This is a genomic window from Sphingorhabdus sp. SMR4y (assembly GCF_002218195.1).
GTDB lineage: Bacteria > Pseudomonadota > Alphaproteobacteria > Sphingomonadales > Sphingomonadaceae > Parasphingorhabdus.
This window is the reverse complement of sequence record NZ_CP022336.1, coordinates 1458692-1475780: the sequence shown is the minus strand read 5'-3', so window position 1 is coordinate 1475780 and position 17089 is coordinate 1458692. Positions and strand designations below refer to the sequence as shown.

Here is a 17089-nt window from a genome sequence, read left to right as displayed (position 1 = left end):
TTGGACGGCCCGGTTCGGCGCGATCGGTGGTGGGTGGAATCGCAGGCTATTTAAATTACCTCATCCTCGTCGAGCAACTGGTTGCTGGTGATCGCATCCTCGATCTGCCCGAGCCGCTCTTCCACTGTGTCGAATATCCTGACTTCGGCGATGTGGAGCAATGCGTCGCCCTGGTTGACCACCGGCAGGTTGCTGTGGCCGATGACGATACCATCGACCGGGGACAGAATCTCTTCCTCGCCATCGCCGAAGATATCGCTGATGCAGGCGACCATGTCGCCCTTGTGGACCTTGCTGCCGGACGGAGAGATCATGCGACAGATGCCGCCCCGTGTCGAGCGCAGCCACACCGTGCGGGTCGCCTGGGCCGGCGGTGCCCCGCGCTTGCCGAGCCGCTTGGTATCAATCATTTCGAGTTTTTTCAGCACGCGCAAGATGCCGTTGACGCCGGTCAGCACGGAAAATTCGTCAAAGCGCAGGGCTTCGCCAGCCTCCATGAGCAGCATGTCGACGCCAGCGTCCCGCGCTATCGCGCGCAGCGAGCCGGGGCGCAGGTCTGCCTCAATGACCACTGGCGGTCCGAATTCCAGTGCCAGCTCCTTGAGATCCCGATTGCCAGAAGCAATGCGGATCTGCGGGAGATTATAGCGGTGCTGGGCGGCGCTGTGAATATCGATACCCAGCGAGCAGCGATCAATGATTTCGGTCGAGAAGACATTTGCAAGCTGTGATGCGAGCGAGCCTTTTTCAGTGCCCGGAAACGAGCGGTTGAGATCGCGGCGGTCAGGCAGATAGCGGCTGTGGTTGATGAATCCGAACATATTGACCACCGGTACGAAAATTACCGTTCCCGCCATTCGTGCGGGGTTGAGCTTTTTCATCACGCGGCGGATCACTTCGGTACCGATGATTTCATCGCCGTGGATTGCAGCGCTGACGAAAATCGTCGGGCCTGCGCGCTTGCCGTGCAATATACGTATTTCCATATTGGCTTGCATCCCGGCGGGGAGATCGCTGATCGGAATGGCAATGTCGCTGGTCTCGCCCGGTGCGACTGTCTGTCCGCCGATTTCGAACAGGTCATGCTTGTTTCTGTTGGTCAATTGATGTCCCCGATTACGCAGCTGGAATGCTAGTCCATTCGGATGAGAAAGCGAAGCAGGAACGGTTGTTTCGGTGGTTCGGAAGGGCATGCGCACCAGCTGGCGGATATATCCATCGGTATATCTGAAAGCGGCTATCGTATATTTGCCCCGGACGTATTTTGGGCTAGACGGGTCATCGCTTCAGGCAGGCAGGAACCAGCTGGTTTTCCGACCATTCCATTGTTGACAGCGACAGCGACTCTCCCTATTTGGACTGTATTCGAAATCCAACACAACCGGCAGCGCCCTTCGTGCGTCCGCTGGTTTTGTGCGTTTTGGGTGTGTTTTTAACGACTTGGCTATGAGATAGGTCCCGGCGAATCGGTCCCTGTGGAGCATGGAGAAATATATTGGCACGTATTGCTGGGGTAAATATCCCCACTAACAAGCGCGTAATCATTGCGCTTACCTACATTCACGGTATCGGACGCACGGCTGCGGCTGAAATTGTTGAAAAATTGAAGATTGATCCGACCCGCCGGGTTCAGGACCTCACCGATCAGGAAATTTTGCACATTCGCGAAACGATCGACGCCGAGCATACGGTTGAAGGCGATCTGCGTCGTGAAGTTGCAATGAACATCAAGCGTTTGATGGATCTGGCCTGCTATCGCGGCCTGCGTCACCGTAAAGGTCTTCCTGTTCGCGGTCAGCGTACGCATACCAATGCGCGCACCCGTAAAGGCAAGCCCAAGGCGATTGCTGGCAAAAAGAAATAAGACTTGTCTTCTGGCAAGTATCTTCAAGATATTAGGTAGGAATTGATCACATGGCACGCGAACCGCAGCGCTTAAAGAAAAGTGCGCGCAAAAATATTTCGGCAGGCGTAGCGCACGTCAACGCCACTTTCAACAACACGATGGTCACCATCACCGATGCCCAGGGCAATGCTATAAGCTGGTCCTCGGCAGGCATGATGGGCTTCAAGGGCTCTCGCAAGTCGACACCCTATGCCGCTCAGGTTGCAGCGGAAGACGCTGGCAAGAAGGCCGCCGATCACGGTGTGCGGACTCTGGAAGTCGAAGTGAAAGGTCCTGGCTCCGGCCGTGAATCTGCTCTTCGCGCTCTTCAGGCTGTTGGCTTCACGATCACCTCGATCCGTGACGTTACGCCGATCCCGCATAATGGTGTTCGCCCATCGAAACGGCGCCGCGTCTAAAACCGCTTGCGTTTCTGGGGCAGGCCGGTGGGCCGGTCCCACTTTTTTAAATTCAGAGCGGTAATGACGTCCACACTCGCTCTTTGAACCACTAGGGGAAGTCCATGACTGTCAATATGAAGAACTGGCAAGAACTGAAGAAGCCCAACGTCCTCGACATCAAACCCGGCGGAGACCCGAAGCGCAAGGCGACGTTTATCGCTGAACCTCTGGAACGCGGTTTTGGCCTGACCATGGGCAACGCGCTGCGTCGCGTCCTTCTGTCCTCGCTTCAGGGTGCGGCAGTTACCTCGATCAAGATCGAAAACGCCCTGCACGAGTTTTCCTCGCTGCCGGGTGTGCGTGAAGATGTGACCGACATCGTTCTCAACGTCAAGCAGATCGCGCTGAAAATGGAAAGCGAAGATGCAAAACGACTGCAGCTTTCCGCTACCGGTCCTGCTGAAGTCAAGGCAGGCGACATCGCTGTGTCCGGCGACATTGAAATCATGAACCCCGAAATGGTGATCTGTCATCTCGACGAAGGCGCGTCGCTGAACATGGAGCTGACCGTCAATGTCGGCAAGGGCTATGTTCCAGCTGTCGCCAATCGTCCAGCCGATGCGCCCATTGGCCTGATCCCGATTGATTCGCTCTACTCGCCGATCCGTCAGGTGTCCTACAAGGTCGATAATGCCCGTGTTGGCCAGGAGCTGGACTTTGACAAGCTGAACCTCACCATCGAAACCGATGGCACGGTTACCCCTGAAGATGCGATCGCCTACGCTGCCCGCATTCTGCAGGACCAGCTGCAGCTTTTCGTGCATTTCGAAGAAGCTCTGGAGCAGGTGTCCTCGCCGATCGGCATGGCCGCCCAGCAGAGCCAGGCAGAAAGCGACGCCAACCAGCTCAACCGCTATCTTCTCAAGAAGGTCGACGAGCTGGAGCTCAGCGTTCGTTCCGCCAACTGCCTCAAGAACGACAATATCATCTATATTGGCGATCTCGTGCAGAAGACCGAAGCGGAAATGCTGCGCACCCCGAACTTTGGCCGCAAATCCTTGAACGAAATCAAGGAAGTGCTGTCCAGCATGGGTCTGCGTCTCGGCATGGACATCCCCGGATGGCCGCCTGAAAATATCGAGGAAATGGCCAAGAAGCTCGAACAGGAACTGCTCGGGTAAATGAATTATCGTTAGTGGTGAGCGTGTCGAACCACGCCTATCGGACGAAAAGCGTCGTTAGCTTCGCTGACCTCCGGTTCGACAGGCTCAGGACTATCGGAAATGGGTGATGGGTTGCTCCATAAGTCAACCTGCTGCGGGGTACCTCATACGGCCCCTTAACGAACGAAGGAAATAACCATGCGTCATAGAATGAAGGGCCGCCGTATGCAGCGGACCGGTGCTCACCGTCAGGCTCTGCTGAAGAACCTTGCGGCTGCACTGATCAAGCATGAGCAGATCATGACGACTCTGCCAAAGGCCAAAGAATTGCGTCCCTATGTTGAAAAACTGATCACGCTCGGCAAACGCGGTGGCCTGTCCAACCGTCGTCTTGCGCATGCGCGTCTGATGGACGAAACGCAGGAAAAGAAGCTTTTTGATGTGCTTGCTGATCGTTACGCCGATCGCAGCGGCGGTTACACCCGGATCGTTCGCGCCGGTTTCCGCGCTTCGGACGCTGCTGCAATGGCCGTGATCGAGCTGGTTGACCGTGATGTGGACGCGAAGGGTCAGGACAGCGGTCCGGACCAGAGCGCACAGGATGAATACGAAGACGCCTAAGTCCTTCATCCAGGATACAGTTTCAATTGATATGAGAGGCCGTGAGCGATAAGCTCGCGGCCTCTTTCTTTTTACCGGGGTAATGATGCGTAGTTTGAGTTTGGCAATTGTGACATTGGCCATGGGATTGGCCGCAACTTCCCCCGCGCTGGCCGCCCAGCAAGAAAACAAGGAAATCCCGCTGACTTATCCCGAGACCAGAAGTGTTGATGTCGTCGAAGAGCAATTTGGCGAGTATATTTCCGATCCCTACCGGTGGCTCGAAAATGATGTCCGCGAGGATGCCGAGGTCGCCGCCTGGGTGAAGGCGCAAAATCACGTCACCGACGCCTATCTGAAACAGTTGGATGGCCGCTTCGTTCTTGCCCAGTCAATGGAAGCGCTATTTGATTATGACGATCTGGGCACTCCGGTTGAAGCGGGCGGCCGCTATTTCTACGAGCGCAAGAGCGGCGGCCAGAATCAGGCGATCCTCTATGTCCGCGACGGCGCCACGGGTGAGGAACGGGTGCTGATTGACCCGGCAAATTGGTCGGACGATGGCGCCACCGCCCTGGCTGGCTGGAAACCGTCCGGTGACGGCAGTCTGCTTGCTTATGCAATACAGGATGGTGGCTCTGACTGGCGGACTGTGAAGGTTCTGGATGTGGCGACGGGCGAGGTTATGGCAGACACGGTCGAATGGGCCAAGTTCACCGATCTGTCATGGATGCCCGACAATGTCGGTTTTCTCTATTCCCGTTTTCCGGAACCCGATGAAGGCGAGGCGTTTCAGTCGCTGAACGAGAATCACGCGGTCTATTTGCATCGCATAGGCTCGGAGCAGGCCAAAGATGTGAAGGTCTTCGCAACGCCTGATCAGCCGGAACTCAATCATTTTGCAGAGCTGACATCGGACAAGGAGTGGGTGGTAATCACCTCATCCTCCGGCACTGATGACCGCTATGAAATCACGCTAATCAAGGTCGATGCGCCGGAACTGGAGACGCGCAAGCTGGTCAGCGGCTTTGATTATAACTGGCGGTTGATAGACGGAGCCGGCAACACACTCTATTTCATGACCAACAAGGATGCTCCGCGACTGCGCGTGGTAAAAGTTGATCTGGGCGGGGATCAGCCTGAATTTACCCAGCTTGTTCCGGAAAGCGATGCGGTTATCGACGGGGCAATGATCGTCGGCGACCGGCTGGTGATCAGCTATCTTGTCGACGCCAAGAGCCAGCTTGCCACTTTCGATCTTGCGGGCCAGGCACTCGGCACGCTTGATCTGCCCGGGCCGGGGCAGGTGGACAGTCTCAGTGGATCAATGAAGGGCGATAAAGGTTTCTTCAGTTTCGGAAGCTTCAATCGGCCAACCACGGTTTTCCGCTATGAGCCGGAAGCAGCGCCAACCATCTGGGCCGAGCCATCGCTGCCATTTGATCCCGAGGCGGTTGCAGTCACACAGCGCTTCTACGAGAGCAAGGACGGGACGAAAATCCCGATGTTCCTTGTGCACATGAAAGACCAGGATCTCTCGCAGGGCGCGCCGACACTGCTGTATGGCTATGGCGGCTTCAATATCTCGGTGCTGCCGCAGTATAAGCCGGCCTGGATGGCCTGGATCAAGGCGGGCGGCGTATTTGCCTCGGCCAATCTTCGTGGCGGCGGCGAATATGGCAAGGAATGGCACGATGGCGGTCGCTTGCAGAACAAGCAGAATGTATTCGACGATTTTATTGCTGCGGGCGAATATCTGATTGCGGAAGGCATCGCGCCGGAAGACGGTCTCGCGATTGAAGGGCGTTCCAATGGCGGATTGCTGGTTGGAGCTGTCGTGAACCAGCGGCCCGATCTGTTCACCGCCGGTCATGCTGCGGTCGGCGTCATGGATATGCTCCGCTTCGACAGGTTTACCGCCGGACGCTATTGGGTCGATGATTATGGCTATCCGGACAAGGAGCAGGACTTCAGAACATTGCTCGGCTACTCGCCCTATCATAACATCCGGAACGGGACCGATTATCCGGCGCTGATGGTTTCAACCGCCGACACCGACGACCGCGTCGTTCCCGGGCATAGTTTCAAATATATCGCGCGCTTGCAGGCTCTCGACACCGGCGAGGCGCCGCATCTGATCCGCATCGAAAGCCGTGCCGGCCACGGCAGCGGCAAGCCGACCGACAAGCTGATCGAGGAATATTCGGATATATACGCTTTTCTGGCGGATGCTATCGGGCTCGATCTGGGGCAATAAACCGCTCCGGCCCGGATGATCACGCCTTGTAAAGGATCCCCCGCTTCCAGGCCGGGCTTCTGTTGACGGAAAAGAGGCGTTTCTCAGGCCGATATCGCGATATTGTTCATATAAACTGCGTTTAATATGAACATCTACTGTCAGGCCAGTTCAGCCTTCACTCAGTACGATCCCCCTATAAGGGCTTTGCAAGCTCGGGAAAAGGTTTCGGGCAGTGTGAAAGGAAAGTGGACATGAACAAGTTAAACAAAGCTCTTGTCGGAACCGCTGCTGCTGCTGCAATGGCCGTTTCTGCTACCCCCGCAATGGCCAAGGATGGCCGCAGCGGCGGACCCAGCGCTGGCGAGGTTATCGCCGGTGTAGCGATTATCGGCGCGATCGCCGCGATTGCGAGTTCGAGCAACAAGGATCGTCGCTATCATGATACGGATTACCGTGGGGACCGCTATGGCAATGACCGATATGCCAACAATCGCTATCGGCACATCAACGAGCGCCAGGCCGTGAACCGCTGTGTTCGCGCGGCTGAAAATGGCGCGACCTATCGCGGCCGGGCATCGGTAACCGATATCCGCGATGTCGACCGCACCCGCTATGGCTACCGGGTCAAGGGCAAGATCCTGGTCGAGCAGAATCGGGGCCGGTATCAGCGGAACCGCTACACCGATAAAGGCAAGTTCACTTGCTATATCGAGGGTAACCGGGTGAGCGATGTGCAGTATAGCGGGCTCAAATATGCCCGTCGCTAGGCACCGAGCGTATCTTTAAACAGGAAATGATGGTTCAGCCTGGTGACAGGCTGGGCCATCTATACATGATGTGAGGGCAGGTCTCCGGGTGCGAGATTTGCATAATACGGGGTGATGACATGACCAAGATGACCAGATTTTCTGCCATTGCAGCTTCCACTGCATTGATTTTTACCGGATTTGCGCCAGCCATGGCTGCACCGATGCACAGCGGGGTTGCCCCTGCAACGCCGATCGATATGAGCGCGCTCGGCTGGAGCGCGGAAAATGAGACGGCCAGGGGTTGGCGGAACTATCGCGGGTACCGGGGCTATCGAGGGTATCGCGGACATCGGCACCATCGTGGCGGGATCGACGGTGGTGACGTCCTGGCCGGCATATTGGTGATTGGCGGAATTGCCGCTATTGCCAGCGCAGCCTCGAAGAACAATCGTGACCGGCGTTACGAGGATCGTGACTATCGCGACGACACTCCGCGCTACGACGACCGGCGCTCCGACAGTAGATATGACAGCAGCACCGGCGACATGGACATGGCGATAAATAGCTGTTCCGACGCGGCGGAACGGCAGGCTGGCCGCGATGCGCGTGTTTCCGACATACAGTCCGTGTCGCGTGATGGTGCCGGCTGGCGCGTCGAAGGCCTATTGACCAACAGCAACCAGCGCACATTTCTGTGCGGTGCCAGTCAAGGTCGTGTCGATTTCGTGCAACTGGGCAATGGCGATCTGGCCTTCGCCAATTAGAAGCCAAGCCTAGCCCGCGGTTCTGCCGAATTCCTGACGGGTGACCGGGTGCGATGCGCTCAGGCCGCCGTCGACCGCGATCGCCTGTCCGTTGACATAGGATGAGCGGTCGGAAGCCAGAAAAAGCGCCACTTCCGCCATCTCTGAAGGGGCGGCCCCGCGGCGCAGCGGATTGAGGTAGCCGAGCCGGTCTTCCTTGCCCTTTTCGCGGGCCTTGTCGTAGATGAACTGGGTCATGCCGGTTTCGGTGATCCCGGGACAGATCGCGTTGCAGCGGACATTGGATGTAGCAAATTGCTGGGCTGCAACTTTCACCAGATTGATGACACCGGCCTTGGACGCCGAATAGGCCGGGCCGCCCGCGCCGGAACGGATTCCGGCTACGCTGGCGGTACAGATGATAGACCCGCCATGCTTGCTTTCCGCAATCACCTTGCCGGCATATTTGCAGGCCAGAAACGGCCCGATCAGATTGACCCGCAAGACTTCCTGCCATTCGGCGACACTGCTGTCGAAAATGCCTTCAAAGCCGCCGCCTATACCGGCATTGGCGAAAAAGACGTGGAGATCGCCAAAACGTTGCTCCGCCGCCTCCACGAGCATCTCGACATCGCCTTCGGATCCGGCATCCGCCTTGATCGCGATGATATTGCCCTCGGAGCCTTTGGCAGTGTCCTCGACCGCATCGGTGACATCGCTGGCAATGACCTTCGCACCATGCTCGGCAAAGAGCAGGGCTGCAGCGCGGCCAATCCCGCTGCCCGCGCCGGTGATGATGGCGACTTTGTCCTTGAGATCCATGTTACGCTCCTGCGCGTTTTGCGACTTCCCATCCTGCTTGTGCCAGGGGTGTCACCCGGTCCGACATTTCGGCAGCGACGGCGCTATTGGCAGTGCCATCGGCAACCCGCTTCTGAATGCCCTGAAGAATAGCAGCAAGACGGAACAAATTATAGGCCAGATACCAATCCATCGGGGGTAGCTCGGCGATACCCGATTTTTCGCAATAGCGGGTAATCGCTTCCTCACGCGAGGGGATGCCCAGAGCTTTCAGGTCGACACCCTTGATGCCGCTGCGGCCTTCCGGCTCCATTTCATATGACATCAGCCAGTAAGCGAAATCGGCAATCGGATCACCGAGAGTCGAGAGCTCCCAGTCGAGAACGGCGATGACCTTGGGCTCGTCATGCGCAAAGATCATATTGTCGAGTCGATAGTCGCCATGGACGATGCCGAAGCTTTTCTGTTCCGGGATCGTCTTGGTCAGCCATTCGATCAGCTTGTCCATTTCCGGAATTTCCTGCAACTCGGATAGGCGATATTGTTGAGTCCAGCGGGATATCTGGCGTTCGCAATAATTGCCGGGCTTGCCATGTTTCTCCAGACCCAGTTCGGCCGGATCATAGCTGTGCAGCAGGGCCAGATTGTCGATCATCGCGTGATAGATGGCCGTGCGTTCAGCGGGATTGCTGTCAGGCAGGGTGCCGTCCCAGAGGGTCCGCCCGTCGGCCATGCCCATGACGTAGAACATCGTGCCGATGACGCTGTCGTCGTCGCACAGGCCATAAGGCTTTGCGACCGGGAAACCGGCAGGATAGAGACCCGCGATGACCCGGAATTCCCTGTCTACGGCATGGGCCGAAGGCAGCAGTTCGCCGAACGGCTTCTTGCGCAGCACGTAGGATGTGCCAGGCGTGTCGATCTTGTACGTCGGGTTGGACTGGCCACCCTTGAACTTGGTCAGAGTCAGCGGGCCTGCAAAACCTTCAACATTTTCCTCCATCCAGCGGGCCAGGCTGGCTTCATCGAGCTTGTCCTTTTCAGGCACTTCCATCGTGCCGGTCATATCTTCCTGTGGATTCATGGAAGTCCCTCTTTGTTAGTTAAAGACAATCACGGACCGGGCCGCATCGCCTTTTTTCATTTTGTCAAAACCATCGTTGATCTGCTCTAGCGGAATGGTTTCTGCGACAATGCTATCCAAATCGAGCATTCCGCGGAGGTAAAAATCGACCAGCCGCGGGATATCGACCGGGAAGCGGTTCTCGCCCATCAGCACGCCCTGCAGTTTCTTGCCGGACAGCATATCCATCGCGCTCAGGCCGACCTTGTGATCCAGCGGCATCATCCCCAGGATGGTTGCGGTGCCGCCGCGTTTCAGCGAACCGACCGCGAGATCGCCGGAGGCCGGACGACCGACCGCCTCGATCGCATGATCGACACCGCCCTTGGTCATCTCGACGATCTGTCCGGCGGCATCGTCCGCCGCCGCGTCGATGACATCGGTCGCGCCCAGCTTGATTGCCAGGTCGCGCTTTTCCTTGATCGGGTCGGCCGCGATGATCCGGCCTGCGCCCGCGATTTTCGCCGCATTGATGGTGGCAAGGCCAACCCCGCCGCATCCGACGACCGCAACGGTTTCGCCCGGTGTCAATTTGCAGGCATTGAAGATCGTGCCGGCACCGGTGGTTACCGCACAGCCGATCACGGCAGCGCGATCCAGCGGCATGTCCGGATCGATTCGGACGCAGGCATGTTCGTGGATCAGCATCTGCTCGGCGAAGGCCGAAAGGTTGAGCATCTGTCCGACGGTCGAACCATCCGGCCGGGTGATCCGCGGCGCCTCGTCCGGCCCACGTCGCGTGTCTGCGCCCAGACACAGCGACATGCGGCCAGACACGCAAAATTCGCAATGTCCGCAATAGGCCGACAGGCAGGATACCACCGCATCGCCGACTGCAACGGTGCGGACTTCGCTGCCGACTGCCTCGACAATGCCTGCCGCCTCATGCCCCGGAATCGCGGGTAGAGGATGGGGATAGGCGCCGTCGATAAAATGCAGATCCGAATGGCAAAGCCCGCAGGCCGCCGTCCGGATCAACACTTCATGTGGTCCCGGCTTGGAGATCACGACATCCTCAATGACGAGCGGTTTCCCCGCTTCTGTCAGTACCGCTGCTTTCATTATCTGCTCCTAGCGCGAGACGGCGAGATCACCGGATGAAAAATCTTCCTTCATCTTGCTGCCATCGGCGGTCTCGGCATATTTGCCATATTCCATCTTGGCGATCGTGCGATTGTGCACTTCGTCCGGGCCGTCGGCAAGCCGCAGGGTCCGCTGATGGGCATAGGCCTGGGCAAGACCGAAGTCGGTGGTGACACCGCCGCCGCCATGGGCCTGGATCGCGTCATCGATAATCTTCAGCGCCATGGTCGGAGCCTGAACCTTGATCATGGCGATTTCGGCTTTCGCATATTTATTGCCGACCTTGTCCATCATGTCCGCCGCTTTCAGGCAGAGCAGGCGGCTCATGTCGATGTCGATGCGGGCGCGGGCGACGCGTTCATCCCATACGCTATGTTCGGAGATACGCTTGCCGAAGGCCACGCGCGATTGCAGTCGCTTGACCATTTTCTCGAGCGCTTCTTCGGCGACACCGATGGTCCGCATGCAGTGATGGATACGTCCGGGTCCGAGGCGCCCCTGGGCAATTTCAAAGCCGCGGCCTTCGCCGAGAATGATATTCTCTGCCGGAACGCGAACGTCCTTCATTTCGACTTCCATATGGCCGTGCGGCGCATCGTCATAGCCGAACACGGGCAGGTGACGGATGATGTTTACGCCCGGCGCGTCGGTGGGCATCAGGATCTGCGACTGCTGCGTATAGCGGCTGCCCTCGAACGTGGTCTTGCCCATGACAATCGCGATCTTGCAGCGCGGATCACCGAGGCCCGAAGACCACCATTTGCGGCCGTTGATGACATATTCATCACCATCACGGACAATGGCGGTTTCGATGTTGGTCGCGTCGGAGGAAGCAACGGCCGGCTCGGTCATCAGGAAGGCCGAGCGGATTTCGCCGTTCATCAGCGGGCGCAGATATTTTTCCTTCTGCTCCAATGTGCCATAGCGATGGAACACTTCCATGTTGCCGGTATCGGGAGCGGAACAGTTGAACACTTCGGAAGCGAAGCCGACGCGGCCCATTTCTTCGGCGCAGAGCGCATATTCCAGATTGGTCAGACCGGGGCCTTCAAATTCGAAAACATCGTCAATATGGGTCAGATTGGGATTGGGCGGAGGCATGAAGAGGTTCCAGATGCCGGCTTCCTTGGCCTTCTTCTTCTCTTCCTCGACGACTTGCAGAACCTTCCAGCGCTCGCCGGTTGATTCTTCCTCATGGAAGTCGGCAATACGGGGACGGAGGTGAGTATCGATATGGTCGCGCACCCGATTGCGCCAATATTCCTGCTTTTCCGTGAGATCAAAATCCATGCCCAAATCCTTTTCTTTTTAACTATACAATTAACTTATCAGAGGCCGTCTGGCTTTGCCACCGTGAAAACAACCAGCCGGTGGAGTTTTTATTCATCCGGTTTCATTTCACCTTCGGCATTGTCGCCTCCAGCTTTGCGATGCGATCGCTATGGTCCTGCTCGCCGAGCGGAAACAGGGTGTAGGCCCAGGTTCCGGCGAGGCCAATCACTGTCACTAAGGTAACGAAGATCAGCGCCAGGTTATCGACAATGGCGGGGTCAACCGAGCCGGGTATCGCTTGCGCTGGCAACTGGATGAAGGAGATGATCAGGCCGGACAGGAGAATGCCCATGCCGCCGACCATTTTCTGCATGAACCACATGCCGGAGGAGAACAGCCCCTCTGTCCGCTTGCCGACTTCAAAAGCATAGGCATCGGTAACATCGGCCATCATCGACATGGTCAGTATCATGGCCGAGATGCTGGCCGCGATCCCGATAACGAGGAACGTGAACAGGACCGGGATCAAATTCGGCGAACCGGGTGGCGGGAACAGGTCAATCATCCGCAACCAGTAGGGTGCCGTGCCGACGATCACAGCGAACAGCGTCAAGAAGGCCGCGCCTTTTGGCTTTCCGGTACGCTTGGAGATCGGAGTGACCAGCAAAAAGGCCAATATGACGCCTATGAAGAGAACCGCCGAATAGAGGGTCATTTCCGCAGAGCCGAATTCCCAGACATGGGTCAGCAGATAAGGCGTCATCGCAAAGGTGAGTCCCTGATTGGTGAAAGCGAACACGCCCGCAAACATCAGCAACAGAAATGGCGAGAAGCGATAGGCGGAAAGCATCTCGGCAAAGCCTTCCGCTGTCTTCGGCGGGCTACTCTCGGCCTTGTAGCGCCCGACGATCCGTTTGTGGGTGCTGGCGGCGGAGACCAGTACGGCAATGGCCATGATGCAGGCGCCAACGATGGCATATGTCGAATAGCCGTCAACATTGAGCATCCCGACCGGATAATCTGCGCTCGGCACCAGCAGCAGGCCATAAGCAACAACCATGATGCCAAGGCCGCTGGCCCAGCCGAACAGGGTGCGGTAGCGCAACGTGCTGGTACGGTCATGATAATCACGGCTGAGTTCCGGCAGCAGTGCCAGCGAAGGGACCTCGTAGGCGGACAAGGTGATCCGCACGAGCATTGCCATCGTCAGCAAATAGAAGAATTGCAGCATGCCGCTTGTTTCCGGCGGATGCCAGAGCAGCAGCCAGGCGATCGCGATCGGGATGGCCGCGCCGTAGAGCCACGGGTGGCGCCGTCCGATCGGGGTTCTGGTCCGGTCGGTCATCTGGCCGATCAGCGGATCGATAAACGCATCGACGAACAGCGCAATGGCAATCGCCAGGCTGACGATATCGGCGCGCATGCCGACAACCTGGTTGTAGTAATAGAGCAGGAAAACCGAGAATCCGTTGTCCTTGATGCCGTAGGCAGAGGCACCAAAGCCGTATAGGATCTTCGTCCGGAGCGGCAGCTTGTCGGACGTTTCGGTCAACGCAAATTGTCCGGCAGAATGGAATCCAGCATGCCGGGCACTTCCGGATCCCAGCTGCCTTGCGTGCCGACCAGCATGCCACCATCCACCAGAATATGGGTGCCGGTAACAAAGCCCGCCGCATCGGATGCCAAATAGGCGGCTGCTTCGGCAATATCAGCGGGCACCCCGGGGCGGGCGACCGGCTGCGCGCTGGCCGCGGCCTGGCCCAGAACGGCGTTTATCTGCTGCGCCTCTTCCTTGTCGGCGCCGACTGTGGCCGCGAAAATATTGGTCTGTATGAAGCCGGGGCAGATTGCGTTCACACGAATATTATAGCGGGCAAGCTCGGCCGCGGCGAGCTTGGTAAGATGCAATACACCCGCCTTGGCGGTGGAATAGGCAGTCGGGCCATAGCCGGCCTGGAAAGAGCAGACAGAGGCGGTGTTGACGATCGCGCCACCACCGCGTTTCTTGAGGTGGGGTGCGGCATGGCGAATGCCCATGGCGACGGATTTCAGGAGCAGCGCCATGGCGAAGTCCCACTCGTCACCGCTGATTTCGTCGATCGGAGCGCGTGGCCCGCCGGCACCCGCATTGTTGAACAGAATATCGATGCCACCGGTCTCTTCGGCGGCGTAGTCCATCAGGGCCTTGATATCGGCTTCCTGCGTGACATCGCATGGCTTGAACAGGAAATTCTCGCCCAGCGCGGACATCATCGCGGTGCCTTCTGCTTCGTCGATATCACCCATGACGACTGCGGCGCCTTCGCGGAGGAAAAGTTCGACGCTGCCGCGTCCTATGCCCGATGACCCGCCAGTAATAACGGCGGTCTTGCCCTCGAATCTCATCCTCATGCGCTCCCGTTTTTTGTCGGCAATAAAGCGATGATGCGTGTGAGCGTCAATCACTTGTGCCGCCGACCTTCGTTTCCGCTACGGAAATCGCGAGGCCGGATTATGGTTATCAAGTCTTGCATCCGATGCTCCGATATTTTTTCGCCGTCAGGCCAAGGGAATCATTGAATCGGTCTACGCAATTATGATAGTCCAACTTTAATTGCTCAATTAAAAGGAAAATCGTGATGTCCGATCTGGAAAAATTTCGCGCGGAGACCGCCGCATGGCTCGAAGCCAATTGTCCGCCGGAAATGCGCGAGCCGATGACGGGCGAAGATGATGCCGTCTGGGGCGGGCGCAATGCGACGTTCAAGCCGGGCCAGAAGGAATGGCTGGATGTCATGGCGGCCAAGGGCTGGACCGTGCCCGACTGGCCGAAGGAATATGGCGGTGGCGGACTGTCCCGTGCGGAAACAAAAATACTCGGCCAGGAAATGGCCCGGCTCAAATGCCGGTCACCGCTGTCGAGCTTCGGCATCTGGATGCTTGGCCCCGCATTGCTGCATTTCGGTACCGAAGCGCAAAAGAAGCATTTCCTGCCACCGATTGCACGCGGTGAAATCCGCTGGTGCCAGGGCTATTCCGAACCGGGTTCCGGTTCCGATCTCGCCTCGTTGCAAACCAGCGCGGTCGACAAGGGCGATCATTTCCTGATCAACGGACAGAAAATCTGGACCAGCTATGCCGACAAGGCCGACTGGATCTTCTGCCTCACCCGCACCGACAAGAATGAAAAGCACAAGGGCATCTCCTTCATGCTGTTCGACATGGCCAGCGAGGGCGTAACCACCAAGCCTATCGTACTGATCTCCGGTCAGTCCGCTTTCTGCGAGACATTTTTCGATGATGTCAAAGTGCCGAAAGAATATGGCGAGGGCGTTTCGTCGGTCGTCTATGAAGTCAACAAGGGCTGGGACGTCGCCAAATATCTGCTGGGCCACGAGCGCAGCATGATTTCCGGCGGCGGTTCGGAAGGCGCAACATCACTCGGCGCCAAATTCGCCGATCAGGTGGGCCGTGATGAAATGGGTCGTCTCGACGATCCGATGCTGCGCGCGCAAATGGCCGAGATGGATATCGAGGTTCTGGCCTTCCGCGCCATGGCGGAACGATTCGGCGATACGTTCAAGGCCGGTCTGTGCCATCCGGCGCAGCCCAATATGATGAAATATGCCGGCACCGAAATCAACAAGCGTCGGCACGAGCTGATCATGGCGGCTGGCGGCAGCGAAGTGCTGGAATGGGAAAGCGATGCAAGCAATGGCGGGATGACCGCGCGCAGCTGGTTGCGGACCAAGGCGAACAGTATCGAGGGCGGCACCAGCGAAGTCATGCTGAACGTCATCTCCAAGCAGATTTTGCGACTGCCGGGCGCCTAGCGGCATCCCCGCCTAACCGCCGTTCCCGCGGGACGGCTTTGCGAGTGCGCTCGCACGACAGATTAAGATAAGGACTAGAACATGCCGCTTTATTTGAACGAAGATCAGCAGATGCTCCACGACAGTGCAGCCGAATTCATGAAAGGCGAGGCGCCGGTTTCGCACTTGCGCGAATTTCGGGATAAGCAGTGCAAGGATGGTTTCTCCCACGCCCTGTGGAAGCAGTTTGCCGAAATGGGCTTTACCGGCATATTGATTGGCGAAGACGAGGGCGGTCTTGGTCTCGGCCATGTCGAGGCGGGCACCGTGCTCGAGGAAATCGGCCGCAACCTCACGCCTTCGCCCTTTCTGACCACCGCGGTCGCCGGCGTGGAAGCGCTTAATGCTGGCGGCAAGGCGCTGCGCGACCAATATTTCCCGGGCATCCTGGCGGGTGAAACCGTTCTCGGCCTGGCGATTGACGAAGGTGCCAAGCATCGGCCCGACCAGATCGGCATGGCCGCAACCCGCGAGGGCAATGGTTTCAAACTCGACGGGAAAAAGCAATTTGTGGTGCAGGGCGGATCAGCCGATATGCTGATCGTTGCGGCCCGGACCAGCGGCAAGGCTGGCGACGACAAGGGGCTGACGCTGTTCGCGGTTGATGCCAATGCAGCGGGCGTTTCGCGGGACAGTGCGCGGCTGGTCGACAGCGCGATGGCGGCGCATGTGCAGTTTGACGGGGTAACGGTCGATGCCGATGCGGTGATTGGCGAAGTGGACGATGGTGACACCGTGCTCCGCCGTTTGCTGAACGCCGGTCGCGCTGGCGCAGCCGCTGAAACGCTTGGTGTGGGCGCGGGATCGATGGATATCACCGTCGACTATATCAAGGGCCGCAAGCAGTTCGGCGAACTGATCGGTTCATTCCAGGCTTTGCAGCATCGCATGGCGCATCTGTACAGCGAGATGGAAATTGCCCGCGCTGCCGTTTTGAAAGCCCAGCAGATGCTCGACGAAGGATCGTCCAGGGCGGAGCTGATGGTGTCCGTGGCCAAGGCCAAGGCGGGCAGGGCAACAGCGCTTTCGGTCAAGGAAGGCGTGCAGATGCATGGCGGCGTCGGGATGACCGACGAATATGATATCGGCCTCTACATGAAGCGCGACCGCGCGCTGCAGGAATTCATGGGTGATGCCAATTATCACACCAATCTGGTTGCCGAAATGCACGGCTATTAA

At 57.9% G+C, this 17089-nt stretch carries 16 protein-coding genes; 9 read left to right on the top strand and 7 right to left on the bottom strand.

Annotated features, from left to right (window positions below; genetic code table 11):
- Positions 1-50: 50 nt before the first annotated feature.
- Complete coding sequence (locus tag SPHFLASMR4Y_RS06950; protein ID WP_260807109.1) at positions 51-1103, bottom strand: succinylglutamate desuccinylase/aspartoacylase family protein; 1053 nt, start codon at positions 1101-1103, stop codon at positions 51-53.
- A gap of 392 nt (positions 1104-1495) precedes the next feature.
- Here SPHFLASMR4Y_RS06950 and rpsM point away from each other — a divergent pair, with 392 nt between their 5' ends.
- The 7 genes from rpsM (at position 1496) to SPHFLASMR4Y_RS06915 (ending at position 7801) form a co-directional block, all read left to right on the top strand.
- A complete protein-coding gene (gene rpsM, locus SPHFLASMR4Y_RS06945) occupies positions 1496-1864 on the top strand; it encodes a 30S ribosomal protein S13 (protein WP_089132899.1) in 369 nt (122 codons plus the stop codon).
- Positions 1865-1914: 50 nt separating this feature from the next.
- Positions 1915-2304 (top strand): 30S ribosomal protein S11, encoded by a 390-nt coding sequence (rpsK, locus tag SPHFLASMR4Y_RS06940; RefSeq protein ID WP_089132898.1) that lies wholly within the window; start codon positions 1915-1917, stop codon positions 2302-2304.
- A gap of 104 nt (positions 2305-2408) precedes the next feature.
- A complete protein-coding gene (locus tag SPHFLASMR4Y_RS06935) occupies positions 2409-3467 on the top strand; it encodes a DNA-directed RNA polymerase subunit alpha (protein WP_089132897.1) in 1059 nt (352 codons plus the stop codon).
- A 180-nt stretch (positions 3468-3647) separates the two neighbouring features.
- Complete coding sequence (rplQ, locus tag SPHFLASMR4Y_RS06930) at positions 3648-4070, top strand: 50S ribosomal protein L17 (RefSeq protein WP_089132896.1); 423 nt, start codon at positions 3648-3650, stop codon at positions 4068-4070.
- Positions 4071-4155: 85 nt separating this feature from the next.
- The gene (locus SPHFLASMR4Y_RS06925) at positions 4156-6306 is read left to right on the top strand and encodes a prolyl oligopeptidase family serine peptidase (protein ID WP_089134745.1); all 2151 of its coding nucleotides are present in this window, start codon (positions 4156-4158) and stop codon (positions 6304-6306) included.
- Between the two features lie 233 nt (positions 6307-6539).
- Positions 6540-7055: a hypothetical protein gene (locus SPHFLASMR4Y_RS06920; RefSeq protein ID WP_089132895.1), complete on the top strand. Its 516-nt coding sequence runs from the start codon at positions 6540-6542 to the stop codon at positions 7053-7055.
- Positions 7056-7174: 119 nt separating this feature from the next.
- Positions 7175-7801: a hypothetical protein gene (locus tag SPHFLASMR4Y_RS06915; protein ID WP_089132894.1), complete on the top strand. Its 627-nt coding sequence runs from the start codon at positions 7175-7177 to the stop codon at positions 7799-7801.
- Positions 7802-7810: 9 nt separating this feature from the next.
- On the opposite strand, the gene SPHFLASMR4Y_RS06910 is transcribed toward SPHFLASMR4Y_RS06915, so the two are convergent.
- The 6 genes from SPHFLASMR4Y_RS06910 to SPHFLASMR4Y_RS06885 form a co-directional block, all read right to left on the bottom strand.
- Positions 7811-8602 (bottom strand): SDR family NAD(P)-dependent oxidoreductase, encoded by a 792-nt coding sequence (locus SPHFLASMR4Y_RS06910; RefSeq protein ID WP_089132893.1) that lies wholly within the window; start codon positions 8600-8602, stop codon positions 7811-7813.
- A gap of 1 nt (position 8603) precedes the next feature.
- Positions 8604-9665, bottom strand: a complete 1062-nt coding sequence (locus SPHFLASMR4Y_RS06905; protein WP_260807108.1) for a phosphotransferase family protein — start codon at positions 9663-9665, stop codon at positions 8604-8606.
- Between the two features lie 15 nt (positions 9666-9680).
- Positions 9681-10766, bottom strand: a complete 1086-nt coding sequence (locus SPHFLASMR4Y_RS06900; RefSeq protein WP_186266065.1) for a Zn-dependent alcohol dehydrogenase — start codon at positions 10764-10766, stop codon at positions 9681-9683.
- 9 nt (positions 10767-10775) lie between these two features.
- Entirely contained in the window at positions 10776-12077 is a 1302-nt protein-coding gene (locus SPHFLASMR4Y_RS06895; RefSeq protein WP_089132891.1) for an acyl-CoA dehydrogenase family protein, read from the bottom strand.
- Between the two features lie 103 nt (positions 12078-12180).
- On the bottom strand, positions 12181-13611 hold the full coding sequence (locus SPHFLASMR4Y_RS06890; RefSeq protein ID WP_186266064.1) for an MFS transporter: 1431 nt from the start codon (positions 13609-13611) through the stop codon (positions 12181-12183).
- On the bottom strand, positions 13608-14450 hold the full coding sequence (locus tag SPHFLASMR4Y_RS06885) for a glucose 1-dehydrogenase (RefSeq protein WP_313906762.1): 843 nt from the start codon (positions 14448-14450) through the stop codon (positions 13608-13610). The genes SPHFLASMR4Y_RS06890 and SPHFLASMR4Y_RS06885 overlap by 4 nt, the downstream gene beginning before the upstream one ends.
- A 227-nt stretch (positions 14451-14677) precedes the next feature.
- On the opposite strand from SPHFLASMR4Y_RS06885, the gene SPHFLASMR4Y_RS06880 reads away from it, so the two are divergent.
- Complete coding sequence (locus SPHFLASMR4Y_RS06880; RefSeq protein ID WP_089132888.1) at positions 14678-15871, top strand: acyl-CoA dehydrogenase family protein; 1194 nt, start codon at positions 14678-14680, stop codon at positions 15869-15871.
- 81 nt (positions 15872-15952) lie between these two features.
- Entirely contained in the window at positions 15953-17089 is a 1137-nt protein-coding gene (locus SPHFLASMR4Y_RS06875) for an acyl-CoA dehydrogenase family protein (RefSeq protein ID WP_089132887.1), read from the top strand.

Excerpts from the sequence above, each read along its gene's own strand:
- SPHFLASMR4Y_RS06875 (WP_089132887.1), top strand. The coding sequence starts at position 15,953 with ATGCCGCTTTATTTGAACGAAGATCAGCAGATGCTCCACGACAGTGCA.
- SPHFLASMR4Y_RS06925 (WP_089134745.1), top strand. The coding sequence starts at position 4,156 with ATGCGTAGTTTGAGTTTGGCAATTGTGACATTGGCCATGGGATTGGCC.
- SPHFLASMR4Y_RS06915 (WP_089132894.1), top strand. The coding sequence starts at position 7,175 with ATGACCAAGATGACCAGATTTTCTGCCATTGCAGCTTCCACTGCATTG.
- SPHFLASMR4Y_RS06905 (WP_260807108.1), bottom strand. The coding sequence starts at position 9,665 with ATGAATCCACAGGAAGATATGACCGGCACGATGGAAGTGCCTGAAAAG.
- rplQ (WP_089132896.1), top strand. The coding sequence starts at position 3,648 with ATGCGTCATAGAATGAAGGGCCGCCGTATGCAGCGGACCGGTGCTCAC.
- SPHFLASMR4Y_RS06920 (WP_089132895.1), top strand. The coding sequence starts at position 6,540 with ATGAACAAGTTAAACAAAGCTCTTGTCGGAACCGCTGCTGCTGCTGCA.
- rpsK (WP_089132898.1), top strand. The coding sequence starts at position 1,915 with ATGGCACGCGAACCGCAGCGCTTAAAGAAAAGTGCGCGCAAAAATATT.
- SPHFLASMR4Y_RS06900 (WP_186266065.1), bottom strand. The coding sequence starts at position 10,766 with ATGAAAGCAGCGGTACTGACAGAAGCGGGGAAACCGCTCGTCATTGAG.
- SPHFLASMR4Y_RS06880 (WP_089132888.1), top strand. The coding sequence starts at position 14,678 with ATGTCCGATCTGGAAAAATTTCGCGCGGAGACCGCCGCATGGCTCGAA.
- SPHFLASMR4Y_RS06935 (WP_089132897.1), top strand. The coding sequence starts at position 2,409 with ATGACTGTCAATATGAAGAACTGGCAAGAACTGAAGAAGCCCAACGTC.
- SPHFLASMR4Y_RS06895 (WP_089132891.1), bottom strand. The coding sequence starts at position 12,077 with ATGGATTTTGATCTCACGGAAAAGCAGGAATATTGGCGCAATCGGGTG.
- SPHFLASMR4Y_RS06910 (WP_089132893.1), bottom strand. The coding sequence starts at position 8,602 with ATGGATCTCAAGGACAAAGTCGCCATCATCACCGGCGCGGGCAGCGGG.
- SPHFLASMR4Y_RS06885 (WP_313906762.1), bottom strand. The coding sequence starts at position 14,450 with ATGAGGATGAGATTCGAGGGCAAGACCGCCGTTATTACTGGCGGGTCA.